The following is an 18,862-nucleotide window of genomic DNA, read 5'->3' as shown; positions in this document are numbered from 1 at the left end:
CGTTACCAGCCATTAACAATCTACTCTGCAAATAAAACCGCAAGAATATGCAAGCCACGCAAGCTGGTGAAAGCAACGAGCGGTAAATTTCCGGATACTCCCGTTAACCAGTTGGGGAGATAACAAAATGAATGCATTGCTTTATATTTCGGTGGTGGTGATTTGGGGGACAACCTGGCTTGCAATTTACATGCAGCAAGGTGTGGTGTCGGTGCCAGTATCTATTTTCTGGCGTTTTGCCGTAGCAGCTATCGTGATGTTGGTGGTGCTGTTGGCGTTGGGACGTTTACGCCGTATCAGCTTACGTGACCATCTGTTCTGCATGCTACAAGGCGGATGTGTTTTTGGTTTTAACTTCTTCTGTTTTTATCATGCCGCGACATATATCAGCTCGGGGTTGGAGTCGGTGATATTCTCTATGGCCGTGTTGTTTAATGCGGTTAACAGCATGGTTTTCTTCCGTCAGCGCCCACACAAAAATTTGCTACCGGCCGCAGTACTTGGCATTGCCGGGGTTGTTGCGCTGTTCTGGCATGATTTGGTCGCGACACAACTTGCCCCTTCTCTACTGTTGGGAATCGGCTTGAGCGCACTGGGCACTTACGGGTTCTCACTCGGCAATATGATCAGTACCCGCCACCAGCGTCGTGGACTAGAGACGCTTTCCACCAACACTTATGCCATGTTTTACGGCACCATCATTATGGGTGTACTGGCATTGGTGCGTGGTGATTCGTTTATGCCAGAATTTACGCTGCGCTATCTCGGATCGCTGTTCTATCTGGCAATCTTCGGTTCGGTTATCGCCTTTGGTGCATATTTCACCCTGGTTGGGCGTATCGGTGCAAGCCAGGCAGCTTATAGCACGTTGCTTTTCCCTCTGGTGGCGCTCAGTCTCTCAACGATTTATGAGGGGTATGTCTGGCATAGCAATGCCATTATCGGGCTTATCATGATCTTGCTGGGCAATCTGGTGATGTTTTCAAAACCGGGGATGTTTACTGCACTCCCCTGGCGCAAGCGGGCAGCATAAGAGGTAAAAAAGGGAGCATAGCTCCCTTTTTCTGTGTAATAGCGTGTTATTTGACTTCAAACATGGATGCGTCTGTCGCCATGTCATCAATCACTGATTTCAACGAATCTACGGTAATCGGTGTATTTTCATTACTTACCGTTTTACCTTCACCTTTACGAACGACTTTCATCACGACTTTGTTAGTTGAGGAGTCAACAAGTTCCCCTTCAAAATAAAGATTTGTTTCCATCGTACGGTGGCCGGTTGCCGCTTCAGTACCCGCAACAATCATTGCCACTGGAATCACTTCATAGAACTGCAAACCTTGTTTGCTGCTGTCTACGCCCGTAATTGCACCATGGAAAATCAAAGTACGCGGACCAGGCTTGCTGACCAGTTGGATACGCTTCTCGGCACTCGCTTTCAACTGTTGATTAGCGTACACAAGAATTTTATCCAGTGTCTGAGCACCCAGTTGGGTAGTCGGTTTCGGCACCGGATAGTACGTCAACGGATTGTAGATAAGCTTGTCGTAGTTGCTGCTTTTAAATCCTGGATCAACCCAACGTAAAATGGTTTTTCCAGATGGTGATTTTGTTTCCTGAAGACCGGAATAATTTTTTAAAAAACCGGAATATTTCTCTGGAGCGGTTACAGACGAGGAACAGCCGGCCAAGGCTAATAAGCCTGTTAGACAGGCGGCTTTAACACATAAAGAAGTGCGCATATTTTATCCCTGTAAATTGCATGTAAGCCTTTCAGTTATAGCAAAAAAATTGGAATACGCATGAAGTTATAAATGCTATTTTTCAAAACTCAGATAACATGCGCGAAATTTCTTCTTAACATGCTTATTATTTAGCTCAAATCATATAGTTTTTCGTATATAAGATAACCTTGCATACATAAAAAATATGGAGTGATTATGATTCCGCATCTGCGTATTGCTCGTCCGGTGACCGATCTTGCTCAAAGCAAAGAGATGTATTGCCAGGGATTAGATTTGCAGGAACTCGGGAATTTTAGCGAACACGATGGTTTTAGCGGAGTGATGCTGGGGCGTGATGATTTAAGCTGGCATCTGGAGTTTACTATTTGCCACCGCCACCCGGTAGAACCTGCCGCAACGGTTGATGACCTGTTAGTGTTGTACTATCCAGATAACATTCAATGGCAAAAAACCTGCCAGCAAATGCTGAATGCAGGCTTTTTAACCATTAACAGTTTTAATCCGTACTGGGATATCGCCGGGCGCACGTTTGTCGATAACGATGGTTACCGCGTGGTGTTGCAAAACCGCGCCTGGCCTGCTGCTTAAATTTTACGTGCCAGTATAGTCGCGAAGCGCAATTTAATACGGTTACCTTCAGCGTCGGTTTTATGTAACTGGCCGACGTCTTCATTGTATTTAATCAATTCCCAACCGGCGTAATAATTACGCAACTCACCTTCTGTAAAGGCAAATGGGAAACCGACGGTGCAAGGGAAATCTTCGGTATCCATCGCTGCAACAATCAGGTTATAGCCGCCCAAGTTGGTGCAGCGCTGCATATTAGCGATAAGACCGGGGATCGTGTTGCGTTCTAAAAACATCATCACCACTGTCGAAAGAATAAAATCGTATTCGCCATCAAAAGTTAATGTGTTGAGGTCAACAACATCGGTGGTGATATTTTTTAGCCCTTCCGCCTCAATAATTCTGTTCACATTACTGATGCTCATCTGGTTTTTATCCCAGGCGGTAACATCAAAACCTTTTTGATTCAGATACAGGCTGTTGCGCCCACTACCGCAGCCAAGATCCAACGTTTTACCCGGCGGTACTATCGTCGCCGCATTCACCACATCAGAATGGGTTGCCGTTAAGCCATATTTCTCGGTGTAATGATTTTCAGAAAGCATTTAGTTTTTCCTTGTTGCAGGCCGTTCGGCACGCAGCAGTAATTTACCCTGATAAAGCAGGATTACTGTGCGCACCAGCAGCAGGCCAATAATGAAATTAGTGAAGATAAAAAGCGGTACCGCAAGCGCAGTAAAAAGCCCGTCGTTACTTCCCATGCCCAGATGAAGCGCCGTGGCTGCAAGTGCTGAGATACCGAACGAGAAGCTCCAGAACGAGGCATTGAAGGGCTGCATCAAATACCAGGGCATCAGGCGCAACATAAACAGTAATTGCAGCAGCCCGTAGCCAAACAGCATTTTGGCAAAGAAATCAGGTTGCCCACCGTTAACACTTAAATAAGCATTGCAGGCAACCAGAGCAGGTGCGAGTTGGATACCAAGTGAACTTCTTGTGGATTCCGGGAGCTCACCAGCGCTGCGTAACCGATGCAAAATCGCCGGTTCCAGGCTTAACCAGGAAAATACGCCCGCACCGAAAAACAAAATACCGAGGTCGTGGAAGCCAAGTGCGCCGCAGGCCATCGCGCTAATAAAATTATTGGCAACAGTCGGCAAATATAGCCCTGGTGTGGTATCGGTATGCGGGTGGCTGCCACGCCATAACCCGGCACTCTGCCAGGCGGCGTACGCTAACTGCACTGTCGCACCAAAAACAAACATGCCCACGGCAAGCGGTCGAATAAACGGTACTATGGCGATGGAAACTAACATCGTTGTCGCAGGGAAAAGGCTCACAAAACTGCCCTTTAACGGATGTCGAACCTCGTCGATAACCGTTTGCGGGAATTTCACCAGGCGCACGATAAAAGCCAGCGCCAGAGCGAGCCAGATAACAATCGCCAGGATCTCAAATGCTTCACCAATCACCGGTGATACTGGCCAAATCGTGGCAGCATAGCGCCAGGCAAAACCCATTCCGATGGTCCCGAGTACCATACCGAAGTACCCAGCTGGCAGATTAAGCATGGTTCGCGTTACTGATTTATTCATTTCGTTTAAAACTTAAAATGTATTTGAGATGCATTTTATGTGATTGCACCGAAGAACGCCATCTGAGGATTTACCTGCTAAGTTTTAAACAGAAAGAACACTAAGGCGAAAATGATGAACAAGTATCAGTTAACGGGCGATTGGCAGCTTCATGATTATCTGGTCGATGGAAAAAAACAGGAGGTAAAACTCTGGCAAGTCATAGCCCTATGCGATTTCAGTAACATCAAAACCGGGCAACTGGGCGGTTGGATTGAAAACGAAGATAACCTTAGCCAACATGGGAACTGCTGGATTTATGGCAGCGAGTGCAAGGTATACGGTGGTTCAAGTGTTAATGATGATGCACAAATTCATGGTAATTCTACCCTCTGCCACAAGGCACATATCAGCGGAAGAAGCATCGTTAAAGAATCACTGGTTAGCGGTGAATGCCGTATTTACGATGCCGCGCGCATTGTTAACGGCAGCCAGGTGATTGCGGTTCGTGGACTGACCGCCGACAACGATAAAGTGCTGCAAATTTATGGCAACGCTACGGTAAACGCATCCCGCGTGGTTCATCAGGCACAGATCTTTGGGAACGCGGTGGTGAATAACGCCTTTATTGAACACCGCGCTGAAGTATTCGGGCAGGCAATTCTTGAAGGCAATGACGAGAACAATATCTGGGTCTGCGACTGCGCTCGAGTTTTTGATAATGCGCGGATTATAGCAGGGCGCGGTGAGGACCAGATCCCAACTATCCGCTACTCTTCGCAGGTCTATGGCAATGCGCTTATTGAGGGCGATTGTTTGCTAAAACACAATGTGCATATCTTCGATGATGCAACACTCATTGGCGGCCCTATCCAATTAGATAACCAGGTGCAGATTTACGGCCAGGCGCGCGTCACCGGCAATGTTCTGATAGAGAATAATGTGCAGATCTACGATAAAGCGGCGATTGATGGCCTGGACGGAGAGCTCATTCATATTCGTGGCATTAAGGATATTAACGGCGAGCAGCGTGTGACTCGCTCACCGTTTTATGGCGTGTTTTAAGAAGTGTTGGGTTAACCAATTATCCGCGCATAAATGTTCTGATCGTGAAACTCGCCATTTAAAAACTCAGCTTGTTTCAGGCGCCCTTCAAGCACGAAACCATTACGCAAGGCCACCTGATTACTGGCGACATTACTGACAATACACTTGATCACAAAGCGGCGGACCAACCCTTCACGAGCGTACTTATGAATGACCGTGTCTAACGCTCGCGAAATAATCCCCGCCCCCAGAGCATCCTTATCCAACCAGTAACCGATATAGGCGGTTTTATTGGTCGGCTCTATCTGGTTAAAAGAGAACACCCCCACCATTTTTTTATCCTGGAAAATCAGGAACATTTTCGCGTAACCACGATGATGGAGGATATAGTTGCCCTGCGCCATTTTGCGCGAGTCCTCAACTGACAACACGAACCGCGGCCAGTCCATCGCTGTTTGTAACCAGGCTTTGTTCTTTTGCACCAAAGCAAAAATCTCATCCACATAACGTTCATTGATTGAATGAAGCGTTATGTGGTCATCAATATTAATCACGTCGTCTTGCCAGTTATCAGAATCGCGCACGCACCCTCTCCTTCTTTTTATCTGTGGAAAATAATGGTGCAGAAAAATAGATTGCACCACAGACAATCCCCACCAATGCACAAATCAGTTTCACGCTCGCCTCGAACCGCTGCCGGGCTGCTTCACATGCTGGTATAGATATTGCTTAACATCTTTGTAACCCAAAGGAGACTCAGATGAAAGCGATCATAATTGGCGGCGGCATTGGTGGACTCTCGGCGGCAATTGCCCTGAAAAGATGTGGCATTACAACGGAAGTCTATGAAGCGGTCAAAGAAATCAAACCGGTTGGTGCGGCGATTTCGATTTGGCCAAATGGCGTGAAGTGCCTCAACTGGCTCGGCATGAAAGAACAGCTTCAGCAATTGGGTGGGCCGATGGAATTTATGGCCTATAAAGAATTTGTCCACGGCCAAACCATGACGCGCTTTAGTCTCGATCCTTTAATTCAAAGTGTTGGCGAGCGCCCCTATCCGGTCGCGCGCGCTGAACTGCAAGACATGCTGATTGATAATTATGGGCGTGCCGATATTCAGTTTGGCAAGCGCGTGGCGCGTATCGAAGAGTTTGACGGTGGCGTGCGGGCATATTTTGACGATGGCCACGTCGCCGTTGGCGATGTGTTAATCGCCGCTGATGGCACCCATTCGGTGATTCGCCCCTATGTGCTCGGCCACCAGACAGAGCGCCGTTATGCCGGTTACGTTAACTGGAATGGTCTGGTCGAAATTGATGAAACTATTGCACCAGGCAACCAGTGGACGACTTTCGTCGGAGAAGGCAAACGAGTTTCGCTGATGCCTGTCGCGGGAAATCGTTTTTACTTCTTCTTTGATGTGCCATTAGAAAAAGGACTGCCGGAGGATCGCAGCACAGTAAAAGCCGATTTAACCCGTTACTTTGCTGGCTGGGCAGAACCGGTGCAAAAACTGATTTCCACCATTAACCCTGACACCACAAATCGCATAGAAATTCATGATATAGAGCCATTTATGCAATTAGTTCGTGGTCGTGTTGCACTGCTTGGTGACGCCGGCCACAGCACAACGCCGGACATCGGCCAGGGCGGGTGCGCTGCCATGGAAGACGCCGTTGTATTAGCTGTCGCGCTGCAAACTAACTCTCTTGGCGTGGAGGATGCATTGCTGCGCTATCAGGGGAAACGCGCGTACCGCGTAAAAGATCTGGTGCTCAAGGCGCGCAAACGCTGCGATGTGACCCATGGTAAAGATATGGCCATCACGCATAGCTGGTATGAAGAACTGAAAGTTGAAACTGGTGAACGGGTGCTTTCCGGAATGCGCGAAACCATTCTCGGTGGGCCGCTCGAGTAACGTTGCACAATCTTTCATTCAAATCCTGAAGGATGTTCCAGAAATGACGTCAGAAATTGACGTCATTTTTTTATATGCTAGCATGACTTCATAATTTGATATCACGGAAGGATTCATGGGATATGGCAAGGACACTCTGCGAAATAAACACCAGGGCACGTTAAAGCAAGTTTTTAGTAAACCCACGGCGAGCAATATCAAATGGCAGGATGTGGAAATGCTGATAGTAGCGTTAGGTGGCGAGGTCAGTAGTGGCAACGGATCGCGAGTACGCTTTTTATTGAACGGTAGTATTGCGCGCTTTCACCGTCCCCACCCGTCCCCTGATACAGACAAAGGTGCCATCGTCAATTTACTAGAATGGTTTGAAAGTATTGGAGTAACACCATGACGGATTCACACTCAATTCCAAACACTATGGTAATTTGCGGCCAACCAGCGCTGATCACCTGGATTCCTGAAATTAACCTGTTTCGCGGTAAATTTTTAGGCCTTTCAGGTTACTGTGATTTTGTTGCAGACAGTGCCAAAGGGCTAATGCAGGAAGGTGAGATTTCGCTAAATGAGTATCTTGCTGATTGCAGATCACGCGGGATTGAACCCTATGAGCGCGAAGAGAAGATAAAAACTTTTACTCTGCGCTACCCGGAGTCTTTCGGTGAGCGTTTAGCGATTGCCGCCGCCGAAAAACGCATGTCGGTAAATAGCTATATTGTTGAAATGCTCAGCAAGCAGATGAAGTTGAAGTAGCCGACAGAACGGCTTTTGTCGGATGGGGTAGAACTAACCCACCGTTTATAGCGCAAAAAAAACCCCGCATTTGCGGGGCCTTCAGGTCTATTTCATTACGCGGTCATCAACGTATTTGCGTTTATCCGGTGCTGGCGGGAAGTAATGATACAGCCAGGTTTCACTGATGGCATCACCCTGGCAGCGCAGGAACATTCGCATATCTACCGGATCGGTAGAGTCGTCTGTTGGATACCAGTCAAACAGGATACGGTAGCCATCAAATGGCTCGACATACAAAATCTCAATCTGCCTGGCTTCACCGTTAGAGAGCGTGATAACCGGTTCGATACCTTTCGGTGCCGCAGCCTTCAAATCTCCACCGATAAAATCAATGGCGAAACGGCGTGACCATTTTTCAGGGAAATGCTCGCCAGGAGCCCAACCTTCCGGGAAGCTGCCCATACCGGTACGGGTTGCGTAAACACGCGCCAGTGGCGACTGAATCGGCGGCAATCCACTCCAGTACAAACGGTATTTAAACTCCAGCTCATCACCAGCTTTCACCGGTTTTTCCGGCTGCCAGAAGCAGACGATGTTATCGAGCGTTTCACCCGTAGTCGGGATCTCCATCAGCCCAATAGTGCCTTTGCCCCATTTGTTCAGTGGCTCAACCCACAGGCTTGGGCGCTTGTTATACCAACCCATGATGTCCTGATAGTTAGCAAACTCGTGGTCGAGTTGCAGCAGACCAAAACCTTTTGGGTTGTTATCGGTATAGGCGTTGAACTGTAATTTCTGTGGATTATTAAGCGGACGCGTTACCCACTCACCGTTTCCACGCCACATCGCCAGACGGTCGGAGTCATGAATTTGTGGGTGAATAGTGTCGCACATACGGCGTTCGTTGGTGCCGCAGGCAAACATACTGGTCATCGGTGCGATGCCCAATTGCTTAATATCTTCACGAGCATACAGGTGGTTATCGACATCCATCACCACACGCTCAGCTTCACAACTGATTGTAAATTTGTATGCCCCGGTGACGCTTGCGCTATCAAGCAGCGCGTAGACCACAAACTTCGTGTCACCCGCTTTCGCGGTTTCAAACCAGAAAGAGGTAAAGTCCGGGAACTCTTCCAACTGATCGGTATAGGTGTTAACCGCCAGGCCACGGGCAGAAAGCCCGTATTGGTAGGTGTTATCTACCGCACGGAAATAGCTGGCACCCAGGAACGAAACCACGTCGCGGCGTGCCAGTTCGGGGGCTTTAAAGGCTTTAAACCCGGCAAAGCCAAGATCAATCTGACCTTCGAGTTGTTTGGTATCAACACCTGCATCGTTGTAGTTAAACAGCTCAGGGCGGAAGTGGATTTCACGTGCCTGATGGCTGGCTGAATCAACGGAGAACATGCGTACACGACGGCGGAAACCCATACCAACGTGGAAGAACTGCACGTCAAGTTGGCGGTTTTCAATGTTATTCCACAGCGAGTGTTCAGCATCATACTGAATCGCGTTGTAAGCCTGTGGAGTTAAGTTTGCCAGTGTGTCCGGCAACGGACGCGGTTTGCCAACCCATGGTTTCTTCGACAAGTCATGGGCCATTGACTGGAGCACAGAAAAATCGAATGCGGTGGTGCGACCATCGGCAATTTCAGACTCTGCAGCGTAAGCCGCACGTGAGAAGAGCGTGGCAATTGAAGTTGTGCCGCTGACTGCGGCGAGAGCCATTGAGGCTTTGATAAAACGTCTGCGGTTCATGCCTGAAAAATTGTCCTTCATTGTCGATGTGTTTCGTCCCACGAGAGGCAGAACAACGGCAAAATCTAGACCGCACACTCTAGACAAAAATCACTGAAAAACCAATCAGAGACACAGACCTTTACGCAAAATTTGTAGGATGGAGTTTGTAGGGTGGATAAGCGAATGCGCCATCCACCATTTACACAGGCAGGGTCGGATGTCGCTACGCTAATCCGACCTGGAGAACAGTTATTTGACGGCTACATCGATACCAGGGAAATACTTTCTGGCAAGTGCGGTAATCGTGCCATCAGCACGCACTTTATCAATAGCGGCATCAAGCTGTTTTTTGGTTGCTTCATCGCCTTTACGCAGCCCGTAGCCAATACCGCTACCCAGAATTGTATCGTCGCTCACCGGCTTGCCGATAAAGCCAAAACCTTTACCCTGCGGCTTGCTCAGGAAGCCTGCCTGGCCTGCTGCTGACATCACCAAAGACGCATCGATACGGCCATTGAGCAAATCGCCCCACGCCATATTTTGGTCTTTATAAGAAACCACTGTTACGCCCTCTTTTTCCCAGTGCTCTTTCGCATAAGTTTCCTGAATGGAACCTTGCAACACCCCGATAGTTTTGCCTTTCAACCCGGCAGGTGTTGCTTCCATACCGCTGTCGGCTTTGCCGACCAGTTGTGATGGAATACGGTAAATTGGCTGGGTAAAATCGATGCTTTTGCGGCGCTGCTCGGTGATATTCATTGCGGAGTTAATCGCATCGAATTTCTTCGCCATCAGCCCTGGAATCAGCGCATCAAACGACGTTTCTACCCATGAACATTTCAGGCTTGCCGCTTTACAAATCGCGTTGCCTAAATCGATATCAAACCCTTCCAGTTCGCCCGCAGAGTTACGGCTTTCAAACGGCGGATACTCAGCTTCCACGCCGTAGCGCAGTTCGGTTGCTGCGAATGCCGAGAATGACGCACACATCCCAACCAACAAACTTAACGCATAAACTTTTTTCATTATGACCTCGTATCAGCGTGGCTTAACCTGGCAAAGTGCCTGAGCACCCGCACGTAACGTAGCTTCATCTTTAGCAAATGACAAACGAATCAATTTGTTGTCTGTCCCGTCGGTATAAAACGCGGAGAGCGGAATGGTCGCCACGCCGTATTGAGTAATTAAACGTTTTACTAATTCGCTATCTGATTCATCGGTGAAATGATCGAACTTCGCCAGCAGGAAGAAAGACCCGGCACTTGGCAGCAATTTAAACGGAGACTCAGCCAACAAGGTCTGCATTAAATCGCGTTTGCGTTGGTAAAACGCCGCCAGTGAAAGATAAGTATCTGGGTTCGCCATATATTCAGCAAAGGCATATTGCATAGGGGTATCGGCTGAGAACATTAAAAACTGATGCACTTTGCAGATTTCAGTCATCAATTCTGCCGGAGCCAGGCAGTAGCCTACCCGCCAACCGGTAACGTGGAAGGTTTTACCGAATGACGAAACGATAACGCTGCGTTCAGCCAGCGCCGGATGTGTTGCCATACCGTGATGACGCTCGCCATCAAACACGATGTGTTCGTAGACTTCATCGGACAAAATAATGATGTCGGTATTACGCGTCAGCTCGGCCAGCAGTTCCAGATCATGCGCGCTAAACACTTGCCCACTTGGGTTGTGAGGTGTGTTAACGATGATCATACGGGTACGAGGGGTAATTGCCGCGCGCACTTCATCCCAATTGACGGTGAAATCTGGCAACGCCAGTTTCAACGCTACTGGTGTTGCACCTTGCAGGCGAACAATAGGCGCGTAGCTATCAAAAGAAGGTTCGAAGTAAATCACTTCATCGCCAGGATGCACTAACCCACTGATGGCAGAGTAAAGCCCTTCGCTGGCACTGGCCGTTATTAAGATTTCGTCATCAACGTCATACGTTGAGCCGTACAGCGCGGCAACTTTTTCTGCAATCAGGGTTTTTAACGGCCCGAAACCCGTCATCGATGCGTATTGGTTATGGTTATCCTGCATCGCTTTAGTGACACCGGCAATCAGCTTCGGGTCAGGTGAAAAGTTTGGTGCGCCCTGAGAAAGGTTAATGGCGTTATGTTGCGCCGAGAGTTGACCAATAACGGTAAAAATAGTGGTTCCAACATCCGGTAATTTTGAACGAAATTGCACCGGGGTTCGCATAGTCATGGCCTCTCCTGTTAAAACGCGATTTGCATAACTATTCAATATGCAACAGGTTGCTACTACAACCGAATTGTTGTCATAATAGCCATGCAAAAAACTCATAGCTCAGCGGAGAGCAATCGAATGCGGCGCAACTTCCCCCTTAATACTGTTGATGCTTTCCTGGTAACGGCCAAACATCTGAATCTGACTCGCGCGGCAAAAGAACTCTGTCTGACACAAGGTGCTGTCAGTCGTAAAATCTCGACGCTCGAAGAGTGGCTTGGCTATGCGTTGTTTGACCGCCATGCCCGTGGCTTGCATCTCACCCCGCAAGGTTCTGCCCTGCTCCCGGAGTTACAACACGCTTTTGAACACTTACTCAATGTGGCAAGCAATGCCTGCCACAAGTCCAGCGTTATCCGCCTGAAAGCCCCGACCTGCGCCATGCGCTGGCTGGTGCCGAAACTTGTACAACTGGAAAGTGTATCGCCCGAGATTCAGGTTGCATTAACCACGACCGTGGAACACGGCGTGAATTTCAAAAACGAACCTTTTGATGCAGCGATTATTTTTGGTCAACAAGGTAGTAGTGGCGTGTTGCTGTTTGAGGAGCGACTTACGCCGGTCTTGAGCCAGCACCTGTTGCCGGAAGGTGTATTAACCACACAAGATCTAAGTCGTTTCACCTTTTTGCACCCAACGCCCGATCGCACCGACTGGACACTCTGGCTCGCGCAAAATACCGCCATCGCGCCTGCCATGAATAAAAATCAACACTTCGATACCATGGATTTAGCGATCAGTGCCGCGATTCAGGGGTTTGGCATTGCGATTGCCGATGCCACGCTGGTGGCCGAAGATTTACGCCGCGGGCGCCTGGTTCAGCCGTTTACCAACGAGGTAAAAACGGGAGCCAGTTACCGATTGGCTTTGCGATCTGGCAGCGAGGAAAGTCCTGCACTTGAGGCTTTTAAGGAGAGTTTGCTGACTTTAAGCGAGTAAGATCACATTCTTCCCCACCCCCAAATGTAACCGTCAAATAAGAGATACAGATCACGAAATATTTTATAACGGGTAAAAAAAATCCTGGATAAATCCAGGCTAAAGGCATTTCTAATGATAAAAAAAGACAGATTAAATTAAATGATTAACAGTATTGGCATATAACGGACGCTATTGGCATATAACGAACCTCTTCACGCTATCAATTAATTAAGGTGAGTTAAAATGCAAATTAAGAATGATTGAAGCGAATATATTCATGAAACGAATGCTCATTTCTATTGTATCCTTTTGAATTATAACATCCATTTTGGTTACATTTATCCTGTGAGCATAACTGAACTTAATGAGTAGGATTGACTCACTTGTCGTCTCGTACGATTAGTGAACAATTAATGGATAATAATATACTCATCAGAGGGTGTTCTCATGTTTAGAAAAACATTGGCAATTCTAATCCCGGCATTATTGGCTGCGGGTTCTCTTCATGCGGCAGAAGTTTATAACAAGGATGGCAACAAGCTTGACCTGTACGGTAAAGTTGATGGCCTGCACTATTTCTCTGACGATGCCAATAAAGATGGCGATCAAACTTATGTGCGTCTGGGTTTCAAAGGTGAAACTCAGATCAACGATATGCTGACCGGTTATGGACAGTGGGAATATAACGTTCAGGCAAATAACACGGAAAGCAGCGGTGACCAGTCATGGACTCGTCTTGCTTTCGCTGGTCTGAAATTCGGTGACTACGGTTCATTTGATTACGGCCGCAACTACGGTGTGCTGTATGACGTTGAAGGCTGGACAGATATGCTGCCAGAATTCGGCGGTGACTCCTACAGCCAGGCTGATAACTTCATGACCAACCGTGCCAACGGCGTGGCAACTTACCGTAATACCGATTTCTTCGGCCTGGTTGACGGCCTGAATATCGCCGCTCAGTACCAGGGGGCGAATGAAAACTCCACCAATACCCAGGAAGGAACCGCAAATCGTAACGATGATAACGACGTTCGCAACGAAAATGGCGACGGCTGGGGTTTATCAACCACTTACGATCTGGGCATGGGCTTCAGCGCAGGCGCAGCTTACGCCTCATCTGACCGTAGTAATGATCAACAAACCCAGACTAATGCGCAGGGAGACAAAGCGGACGCCTGGACTGCGGGCCTGAAATACGATGCTAATAACATCTATCTGGCGACCATGTATTCTGAAACCCGTAATATGACGTCATATGGCGATAGCAACGGTGTGGCAAATAAAACTCAGAACTTTGAAGTCACTGCACAATATCAGTTCGACTTCGGTCTTCGTCCTGCTGTTTCTTTCCTGATGTCTAAAGGCAAAGACCTTACCGCAACAAATAATAGCTCCGTGACCGGTGATAAAGACCTGGTCAAATATGCAGATATTGGCGCGACCTATTACTTCAATAAAAATATGTCCACCTATGTTGATTATAAAATCAACCTGCTGGACGAAAATGACAGCTTCTATAAAGACAACGGCATCTCTACCGATGATATCGTTGCTTTAGGTCTGGTTTACCAGTTCTGATTAGAGTCTGAATTAACAGGCCCGCATTTAATTTGCGGGCATATTATTAGCTATCCAAATTATTTAAATAGTTTTACAACAATCCGCAACGCCGTTTACTGCGGTCAGATGCCTGTTGGTACAACTCAAACTCATTTGCTACCGGCGCACCGAGTGCTTGTTCAAATGCCTGGCGGCTTGAGTGACCATGGCTTCGTGCCCCACTTTCACTCCCCAGATTCGACTGGAAAATTCCCGCAGCACTTACTGGAAGAAAATCTTCATAAATAATCGGCTGCGCCACCAGCCAACCTCGTTCGATCAATGACTGCGGGTCATCACCGGGTTTAATCGCCTGACGGTGCATTTCACCCACTGGTGTTAAACGATAGCGGAAATAAGCCAGATCCTGGCAACGCATAAGCGTTTCACTGTCAGGCAAGCGGCTGAAAACTTCCTGCAAATGCTGCTGATGGCTGAAATTATCCTGCCCATTACCGGCTTCATTTAGCAACTCATCGTATAACGCACGCCCTTTTGGCGTTAACGCCACACCGCGCTGCTCGATTTCCCCGAAGCGGGCAGTATGCGTGCCGTGATGGACGCCGGCAAAAATAATCGGTTCTTCCAACGCTTTAAAGCTGGTCTGACGCAAAAGAATAGGGAAATTACGCCGTGGCGGGCCTTCGATTATCGCTTTTGGCGCGATGCCATATTCAGGCATCAACGCCTGAACGCGGTCGATATCCAGCGTCCGTGGTGTCAGGTGGTTGATATGGCAACCACGGAAACAGACCACATCGGCAATCAGACGATGCTGCTGGTGAAACGCCTGGTAAGTTTGCGCATCGACCGTGGCATGACTATGCCAACGGAACGTTTCCAGCGCCTGACTCACAAACTCGTCGGCCTGCTCTTCGTTAAAAGCTCCCTGCTGATCGTAAATATCCAGCAACGCTCGACAACGAGGGGTGAAAATATCGCGTTCTGCGAGAATAGCTGCCGCAGTTTTACGCAGTTGCGCATCGTCGATTAGCTCAAGGCGCAGCAACGAGGTAAAAATACGGAACGGATTACGCGCCAGCGCCGCATCATCAATCGGACGAAACGCGGTGGAATGCACCGGGACGCCCGCTTGCGAAAGGTCGTAATAGCCGACTGGATACATCCCCATTACCGCAAAAACGCGCCGTAAGGTCGCCAACTCTTCCGCTTTACCCACTCGTATTGCGCCATGGCGCTCTACATTCAGGCGCGCCAGTTCATCGGCATTTTCTAATTGCTGTTGCAGATCGGGGTTATTTTCCAACACCGCCAGATTTACATCGGCGACTAACTCTAACAAGGTTCCGTACTGAGGCACCTCTTGCTGGTACATCGCCGACATTGCGTGCGAAAATTTTTCCCGAATATCATCAGCCGTGATGTTGTTCGCCATGATGTCGTATCTCCAGTGAATATTGCTGAAAGCGTAGAATGTTGCGCGGGAGTTTTGGGCGAAGAATTTTCGTTTTGTGATCGACTATACAGCCATACATCATAAGTAATGTTTACTGATTATTTCATAGCTTAAGGTTATATAAACCAGCCTTTAAATTCACTTTAATTTAACATGCCGTTAACCGAGACTGTGACTGGCGATAGTTAAAATTAAAATACATCGCCTCCTGTATCCCACAACTGGAGCTGGCTATGTCACAAATTTGGCAACCTCGTGAGCTTGTACATCGCGACTACGATTCCCATCCTCCGGCTTTCGCGCCGGGGTATAAAACCAGCGTGTTACGCTCACCACGCAATGCGCTGATCTCTTTGCAGAACTCACTGTCTGAGATTACCGGGCCAATCTTTGGTGCAAAAGATCTCGACCCCCTTGATAACGATCTGATCATGAATTACGCCAAAGACGGCTTGCCTATTGGTGAACGCATTATTGTGCATGGTTATGTTCGCGACGGATTCGGCCGTCCAATGAAAAATACGCTGGTTGAAGTGTGGCAGGCCAATGCGGGCGGGCGTTACCGCCACAAAAAAGACAAATACCTGGCCCCTATCGACCCAAATTTTGGTGGCTGCGGGCGCGTCCTGACCGATGAAAATGGCTATTACTTTTTCCGCACCATCAAGCCAGGCCCCTATCCATGGCGTAACCAGGCCAGTGACTGGCGCCCTTCCCACATCCACTTTTCGCTTTCCGGTGACTCATTCGCGCAACGCTTGATCACGCAGATGTATTTCGAGGGCGATCCACTGATTAAACAGTGCCCGATTGTGAAAACCATTAATAACGACGACGCCATTCGTACACTGATTGCCGAACTGGACACGCACGCAGCTGTGCCGCTCGATTGCCTGGCCTACCGCTTTGATTTGGTGTTACGCGGCCAACGCGCCACGCTGTTTGAAAACCGCACTCAAGGAGCCGTGTAATGAAAGATTATTTAGCGGAAACCGCATCGCAAACAGCTGGCCCGTATGTGCACATCGGCCTGGCTCCGCAAGCTGCCGGTTTTAACATTTTCGAGAAAAACTTTAGTCATGTGCTGACTAACTCCCATACTCATGGCGAGCGCATTATCGTTGAAGGACGCGTGTTTGACGGCTCTGGTACTCTGGTGCGCGATGTGTTGCTTGAAGTATGGCAAGCCAACGCCGCCGGGCGTTATAACCATCCTGCGGATCAGCAAGCAGAGAAACAACTGGATGAGGATTTCCGGGGCTGGGGACGTACTTGTTCAGATTTTGACAGCGGCGTATGGCGTTTTGAGACCATCAAACCCGGTGCTGTCACTGGACGAGATGGGCGCGTGATGGCCCCGCATCTGAATCTGTGGATTGTGGCGCGCGGAATTAATATCGGCCTGAACACACGGATGTATTTTTCCGACGAGCAGGCAGCAAATGAAGCCGACCCGGTACTCAATCTCATCGAGTGGGAAGTTCGGCGTAATACGCTAATCGGCAAGCGCGAGAAGCGTGGCAGTGATGTGGTGTATACGTTTGATATTTATCTTCAGGGTGAGAAGGAGACGGTGTTTTTTGATGTTTAGTTGTTCGCCTGGGGCGGGCCCGGCATTTTCTGTTCACTGAACGTTCAGTGATCTCTGTAATCACCGAAACGGTGAACGTGTAGGGGGGCTACCTTAATCCCCCCTACACGTTCACCGTTAGCAAGTATACCCACGAACGCAGAAATTAGGTGTGAACGGAAAACCTACAATTGCTCTATATTTATTGGAACCCCACCCATTTCCAATAAACCCTCGCCTAACCCGAATCATCAATTTAAATTAACCTTCCCTCACCAATTGTTATCAATTATCGATTTATGTTAATGAAATTTTGCTAGCAAGTTATCAAAATCAAACAACTTATCTTGTCAGCGCTACGGGTCTGTTTTTAACATCAGGTTATGGAAAAAAACGGTTTGTTTAGTCAGCGCATTCGCTTGCGCCATCTTCATACTTTCGTGGCTGTCGCTCAACAGGGAACTCTGGGGCGCGCGGCTGAAACACTTAATCTTAGCCAGCCTGCATTATCGAAAACACTTAATGAATTAGAGCAGCTAACCGGCACGCGTTTATTTGAGCGTGGGCGTCTTGGCGCACAAATGACGCTGATGGGTGAGCAGTTTCTGACGCACGCGGTAAAGGTGCTCGATGCGCTCAATCACGCAGGGCAATCGCTTAATCAAAAAGATGGGCAAAACACGACGGTTATCCGTGTTGGTGCGTTACCGACGGCAGCTCTTGGCATATTACCAAAGGTTATCGGCCAGTTTCACAAGCAGCAAAGTGACGTTACGTTGCAAGTCGCCACCATGAATAACACCATGCTGCTATCAGGTTTAAAATCTGGTGAGCTGGATTTAGGCATTGGCCGAATGTCCGATCCTGAATTGATGACCGGGCTTAACTATGAACTGTTATTTCTGGAATCGTTAAAACTGGTGGTTCGTCCAGGGCACCCACTACTGCATGAAAACATCACGCTAAGCCGCGTGATGGAGTGGCCGGTGGTGGTGTCGCCAAAAGGGACGATTCCACGTCAGAATGCTGAATCGCTGCTTTCAAGCCAGGGCTGTAAAATGCCTGCAGGCTGCGTCGAAACGCTTTCCGCCTCTCTTTCTCGCCAGTTGACCGTGGATTATAACTACGTGTGGTTTGTGCCATCTGGCGCGGTGAAAGAAGATTTACGCCAGGGAACGTTGACCTCGCTGCCGGTGGCAACACAAGGTGCTGGTGAGCCGATTGGTATTTTGACTCGCGTAGATACACCGCTTTCAGCGAGTGCACAAATTCTGCTGGCTTCGATTCGCAAGTCGATTCCGGGTTGAATAATGGTGGATAACGCCCGCGGCTTATCCACCCTACCACGCCCTTTTCGTAGGTTGGATACGCGTCAGCGTCATCCAACATTAATTAACCAGCTGCATCCATCTCATCAAACACCTGTTGTGCAAGATGCATAGTGGCGTTGGCGGCGGGTAAACCGCAGTACAGCGCCGAATGCATGATCAACTCTTTTAATTCATCACGCGTCACGCCGTTGTTAAACGCCGCTCGCAGGTGCATTTTCAGCTCAGCCTCACGGTTAAGCGCAATCAACATGGCGATGGTTATCATGCTACGCGTGTGGTGTTCAAGTCCTGGGCGTGTCCAGATGTCCCCCCAGGCATAGCGCGTAATGAAGTTCTGGAACTCCTCATTAAGCGGCGTAAGTTGCGACAATGTACGATCGACATGCTTATCACCCAGCACTGCTCGGCGCACGTCCATCCCTTGCTGGTAATGTTCTTCGTCCTTCAT

At 48.6% G+C, this 18,862-nt stretch carries 20 protein-coding genes; 11 read left to right on the top strand and 9 right to left on the bottom strand.

Going from position 1 to position 18,862, the window contains the following annotated elements:
• Nucleotides 1-127 precede the first annotated feature (127 nt).
• Complete coding sequence (locus M979_RS05745) at nt 128-1,033, top strand: DMT family transporter (RefSeq protein WP_064554073.1); 906 nt, start codon at nt 128-130, stop codon at nt 1,031-1,033.
• Nucleotides 1,034-1,079: 46 nt separating this feature from the next.
• Here the strand turns inward: M979_RS05745 and M979_RS05740 are convergent, their stop codons facing one another.
• A complete protein-coding gene (locus M979_RS05740; RefSeq protein WP_064554072.1) occupies nt 1,080-1,742 on the bottom strand; it encodes a DUF3313 domain-containing protein in 663 nt (220 codons plus the stop codon).
• A 198-nt stretch (nt 1,743-1,940) separates the two neighbouring features.
• On the opposite strand from M979_RS05740, the gene M979_RS05735 reads away from it, so the two are divergent.
• Nucleotides 1,941-2,333, top strand: coding sequence for a hypothetical protein (locus M979_RS05735; RefSeq protein WP_064554071.1), 393 nt, complete (start codon nt 1,941-1,943; stop codon nt 2,331-2,333).
• On the opposite strand, the gene tehB is transcribed toward M979_RS05735, so the two are convergent.
• Both tehB and tehA read right to left on the bottom strand, forming a co-directional pair.
• Nucleotides 2,330-2,917, bottom strand: coding sequence for a tellurite resistance methyltransferase TehB (tehB, locus tag M979_RS05730; RefSeq protein WP_064554070.1), 588 nt, complete (start codon nt 2,915-2,917; stop codon nt 2,330-2,332). The genes M979_RS05735 and tehB overlap by 4 nt on opposite strands.
• Nucleotides 2,918-3,907 carry a dicarboxylate transporter/tellurite-resistance protein TehA gene (gene tehA, locus M979_RS05725; protein WP_064554069.1) on the bottom strand — a complete coding sequence of 330 codons (990 nt, stop codon included), beginning with the start codon at nt 3,905-3,907 and terminating at the stop codon, nt 2,918-2,920. It abuts the gene before it with no gap.
• A 114-nt stretch (nt 3,908-4,021) separates the two neighbouring features.
• Between tehA and ydcK the strand changes: the two genes are divergently transcribed.
• Entirely contained in the window at nt 4,022-4,951 is a 930-nt protein-coding gene (gene ydcK, locus M979_RS05720) for a YdcK family protein (RefSeq protein ID WP_064554068.1), read from the top strand.
• An 11-nt stretch (nt 4,952-4,962) separates the two neighbouring features.
• Here the strand turns inward: ydcK and rimL are convergent, their stop codons facing one another.
• A complete protein-coding gene (gene rimL / locus M979_RS05715; protein WP_064554067.1) occupies nt 4,963-5,517 on the bottom strand; it encodes a 50S ribosomal protein L7/L12-serine acetyltransferase in 555 nt (184 codons plus the stop codon).
• 176 nt (nt 5,518-5,693) lie between these two features.
• Here rimL and hpxO point away from each other — a divergent pair, with 176 nt between their 5' ends.
• From hpxO to M979_RS05700, 3 genes are all read left to right on the top strand, one after another.
• Nucleotides 5,694-6,851 (top strand): FAD-dependent urate hydroxylase HpxO, encoded by a 1,158-nt coding sequence (gene hpxO / locus M979_RS05710; protein ID WP_064554066.1) that lies wholly within the window; start codon nt 5,694-5,696, stop codon nt 6,849-6,851.
• A 115-nt stretch (nt 6,852-6,966) separates the two neighbouring features.
• Complete coding sequence (locus M979_RS05705) at nt 6,967-7,242, top strand: type II toxin-antitoxin system HicA family toxin (protein WP_064554065.1); 276 nt, start codon at nt 6,967-6,969, stop codon at nt 7,240-7,242.
• On the top strand, nt 7,239-7,601 hold the full coding sequence (locus M979_RS05700) for a type II toxin-antitoxin system HicB family antitoxin (RefSeq protein ID WP_034455727.1): 363 nt from the start codon (nt 7,239-7,241) through the stop codon (nt 7,599-7,601). The genes M979_RS05705 and M979_RS05700 overlap by 4 nt, the downstream gene beginning before the upstream one ends.
• An 87-nt stretch (nt 7,602-7,688) precedes the next feature.
• On the opposite strand, the gene M979_RS05695 is transcribed toward M979_RS05700, so the two are convergent.
• The 3 genes from M979_RS05695 to M979_RS05685 all read right to left on the bottom strand — a co-directional run bounded on the left by M979_RS05695 (nt 7,689) and on the right by M979_RS05685 (nt 11,534).
• A complete protein-coding gene (locus tag M979_RS05695) occupies nt 7,689-9,344 on the bottom strand; it encodes a glucan biosynthesis protein D (RefSeq protein ID WP_034455728.1) in 1,656 nt (551 codons plus the stop codon).
• Between the two features lie 231 nt (nt 9,345-9,575).
• Nucleotides 9,576-10,352, bottom strand: coding sequence for a transporter substrate-binding domain-containing protein (locus M979_RS05690; RefSeq protein WP_034455729.1), 777 nt, complete (start codon nt 10,350-10,352; stop codon nt 9,576-9,578).
• 12 nt (nt 10,353-10,364) lie between these two features.
• Nucleotides 10,365-11,534, bottom strand: coding sequence for a pyridoxal phosphate-dependent aminotransferase (locus M979_RS05685; protein WP_064554064.1), 1,170 nt, complete (start codon nt 11,532-11,534; stop codon nt 10,365-10,367).
• A gap of 120 nt (nt 11,535-11,654) precedes the next feature.
• Between M979_RS05685 and M979_RS05680 the strand changes: the two genes are divergently transcribed.
• Together M979_RS05680 and ompC are read left to right on the top strand one after the other, a co-directional pair.
• Nucleotides 11,655-12,515 carry a LysR substrate-binding domain-containing protein gene (locus tag M979_RS05680; protein ID WP_064554063.1) on the top strand — a complete coding sequence of 287 codons (861 nt, stop codon included), beginning with the start codon at nt 11,655-11,657 and terminating at the stop codon, nt 12,513-12,515.
• 429 nt (nt 12,516-12,944) lie between these two features.
• Nucleotides 12,945-14,075, top strand: a complete 1,131-nt coding sequence (gene ompC, locus M979_RS05675; protein WP_034455732.1) for a porin OmpC — start codon at nt 12,945-12,947, stop codon at nt 14,073-14,075.
• Nucleotides 14,076-14,148: 73 nt separating this feature from the next.
• Here the strand turns inward: ompC and hglS are convergent, their stop codons facing one another.
• Complete coding sequence (hglS, locus tag M979_RS05670) at nt 14,149-15,492, bottom strand: 2-oxoadipate dioxygenase/decarboxylase HglS (protein ID WP_064554062.1); 1,344 nt, start codon at nt 15,490-15,492, stop codon at nt 14,149-14,151.
• Nucleotides 15,493-15,746: 254 nt separating this feature from the next.
• Between hglS and pcaH the strand changes: the two genes are divergently transcribed.
• The 3 genes from pcaH to pcaQ all read left to right on the top strand — a co-directional run bounded on the left by pcaH (nt 15,747) and on the right by pcaQ (nt 18,390).
• A complete protein-coding gene (pcaH, locus tag M979_RS05665; RefSeq protein WP_034455734.1) occupies nt 15,747-16,484 on the top strand; it encodes a protocatechuate 3,4-dioxygenase subunit beta in 738 nt (245 codons plus the stop codon).
• Complete coding sequence (pcaG, locus tag M979_RS05660; RefSeq protein WP_064554061.1) at nt 16,484-17,104, top strand: protocatechuate 3,4-dioxygenase subunit alpha; 621 nt, start codon at nt 16,484-16,486, stop codon at nt 17,102-17,104. Before pcaH ends, pcaG begins: the two co-directional genes overlap by 1 nt.
• A gap of 362 nt (nt 17,105-17,466) precedes the next feature.
• Complete coding sequence (pcaQ, locus tag M979_RS05655) at nt 17,467-18,390, top strand: pca operon transcription factor PcaQ (RefSeq protein WP_034455736.1); 924 nt, start codon at nt 17,467-17,469, stop codon at nt 18,388-18,390.
• 85 nt (nt 18,391-18,475) lie between these two features.
• Here the strand turns inward: pcaQ and pcaC are convergent, their stop codons facing one another.
• Complete coding sequence (gene pcaC / locus M979_RS05650; protein ID WP_064554060.1) at nt 18,476-18,862, bottom strand: 4-carboxymuconolactone decarboxylase; 387 nt, start codon at nt 18,860-18,862, stop codon at nt 18,476-18,478.

This window comes from Buttiauxella noackiae ATCC 51607 (assembly GCF_001654865.1).
Lineage (GTDB): Bacteria > Pseudomonadota > Gammaproteobacteria > Enterobacterales > Enterobacteriaceae > Buttiauxella > Buttiauxella noackiae.
Note: the sequence above shows the minus strand (reverse complement) of the source record. Positions and strands in the feature narration are given on the sequence as shown.

Coding starts and splice junctions, on each gene's coding strand:
- M979_RS05745 (WP_064554073.1), top strand. CDS start 128: ATGAATGCATTGCTTTATATTTCGGTGGTGGTGATTTGGGGGACAACC.
- M979_RS05740 (WP_064554072.1), bottom strand. CDS start 1,742: ATGCGCACTTCTTTATGTGTTAAAGCCGCCTGTCTAACAGGCTTATTA.
- M979_RS05735 (WP_064554071.1), top strand. CDS start 1,941: ATGATTCCGCATCTGCGTATTGCTCGTCCGGTGACCGATCTTGCTCAA.
- tehB (WP_064554070.1), bottom strand. CDS start 2,917: ATGCTTTCTGAAAATCATTACACCGAGAAATATGGCTTAACGGCAACC.
- tehA (WP_064554069.1), bottom strand. CDS start 3,907: ATGAATAAATCAGTAACGCGAACCATGCTTAATCTGCCAGCTGGGTAC.
- ydcK (WP_064554068.1), top strand. CDS start 4,022: ATGAACAAGTATCAGTTAACGGGCGATTGGCAGCTTCATGATTATCTG.
- hpxO (WP_064554066.1), top strand. CDS start 5,694: ATGAAAGCGATCATAATTGGCGGCGGCATTGGTGGACTCTCGGCGGCA.
- M979_RS05705 (WP_064554065.1), top strand. CDS start 6,967: ATGGGATATGGCAAGGACACTCTGCGAAATAAACACCAGGGCACGTTA.
- M979_RS05700 (WP_034455727.1), top strand. CDS start 7,239: ATGACGGATTCACACTCAATTCCAAACACTATGGTAATTTGCGGCCAA.
- M979_RS05695 (WP_034455728.1), bottom strand. CDS start 9,344: ATGAACCGCAGACGTTTTATCAAAGCCTCAATGGCTCTCGCCGCAGTC.
- M979_RS05690 (WP_034455729.1), bottom strand. CDS start 10,352: ATGAAAAAAGTTTATGCGTTAAGTTTGTTGGTTGGGATGTGTGCGTCA.
- M979_RS05685 (WP_064554064.1), bottom strand. CDS start 11,534: ATGACTATGCGAACCCCGGTGCAATTTCGTTCAAAATTACCGGATGTT.
- M979_RS05680 (WP_064554063.1), top strand. CDS start 11,655: ATGCGGCGCAACTTCCCCCTTAATACTGTTGATGCTTTCCTGGTAACG.
- ompC (WP_034455732.1), top strand. CDS start 12,945: ATGTTTAGAAAAACATTGGCAATTCTAATCCCGGCATTATTGGCTGCG.
- hglS (WP_064554062.1), bottom strand. CDS start 15,492: ATGGCGAACAACATCACGGCTGATGATATTCGGGAAAAATTTTCGCAC.
- pcaH (WP_034455734.1), top strand. CDS start 15,747: ATGTCACAAATTTGGCAACCTCGTGAGCTTGTACATCGCGACTACGAT.
- pcaG (WP_064554061.1), top strand. CDS start 16,484: ATGAAAGATTATTTAGCGGAAACCGCATCGCAAACAGCTGGCCCGTAT.
- pcaQ (WP_034455736.1), top strand. CDS start 17,467: ATGGAAAAAAACGGTTTGTTTAGTCAGCGCATTCGCTTGCGCCATCTT.
- pcaC (WP_064554060.1), bottom strand. CDS start 18,862: ATGAAGGACGAAGAACATTACCAGCAAGGGATGGACGTGCGCCGAGCA.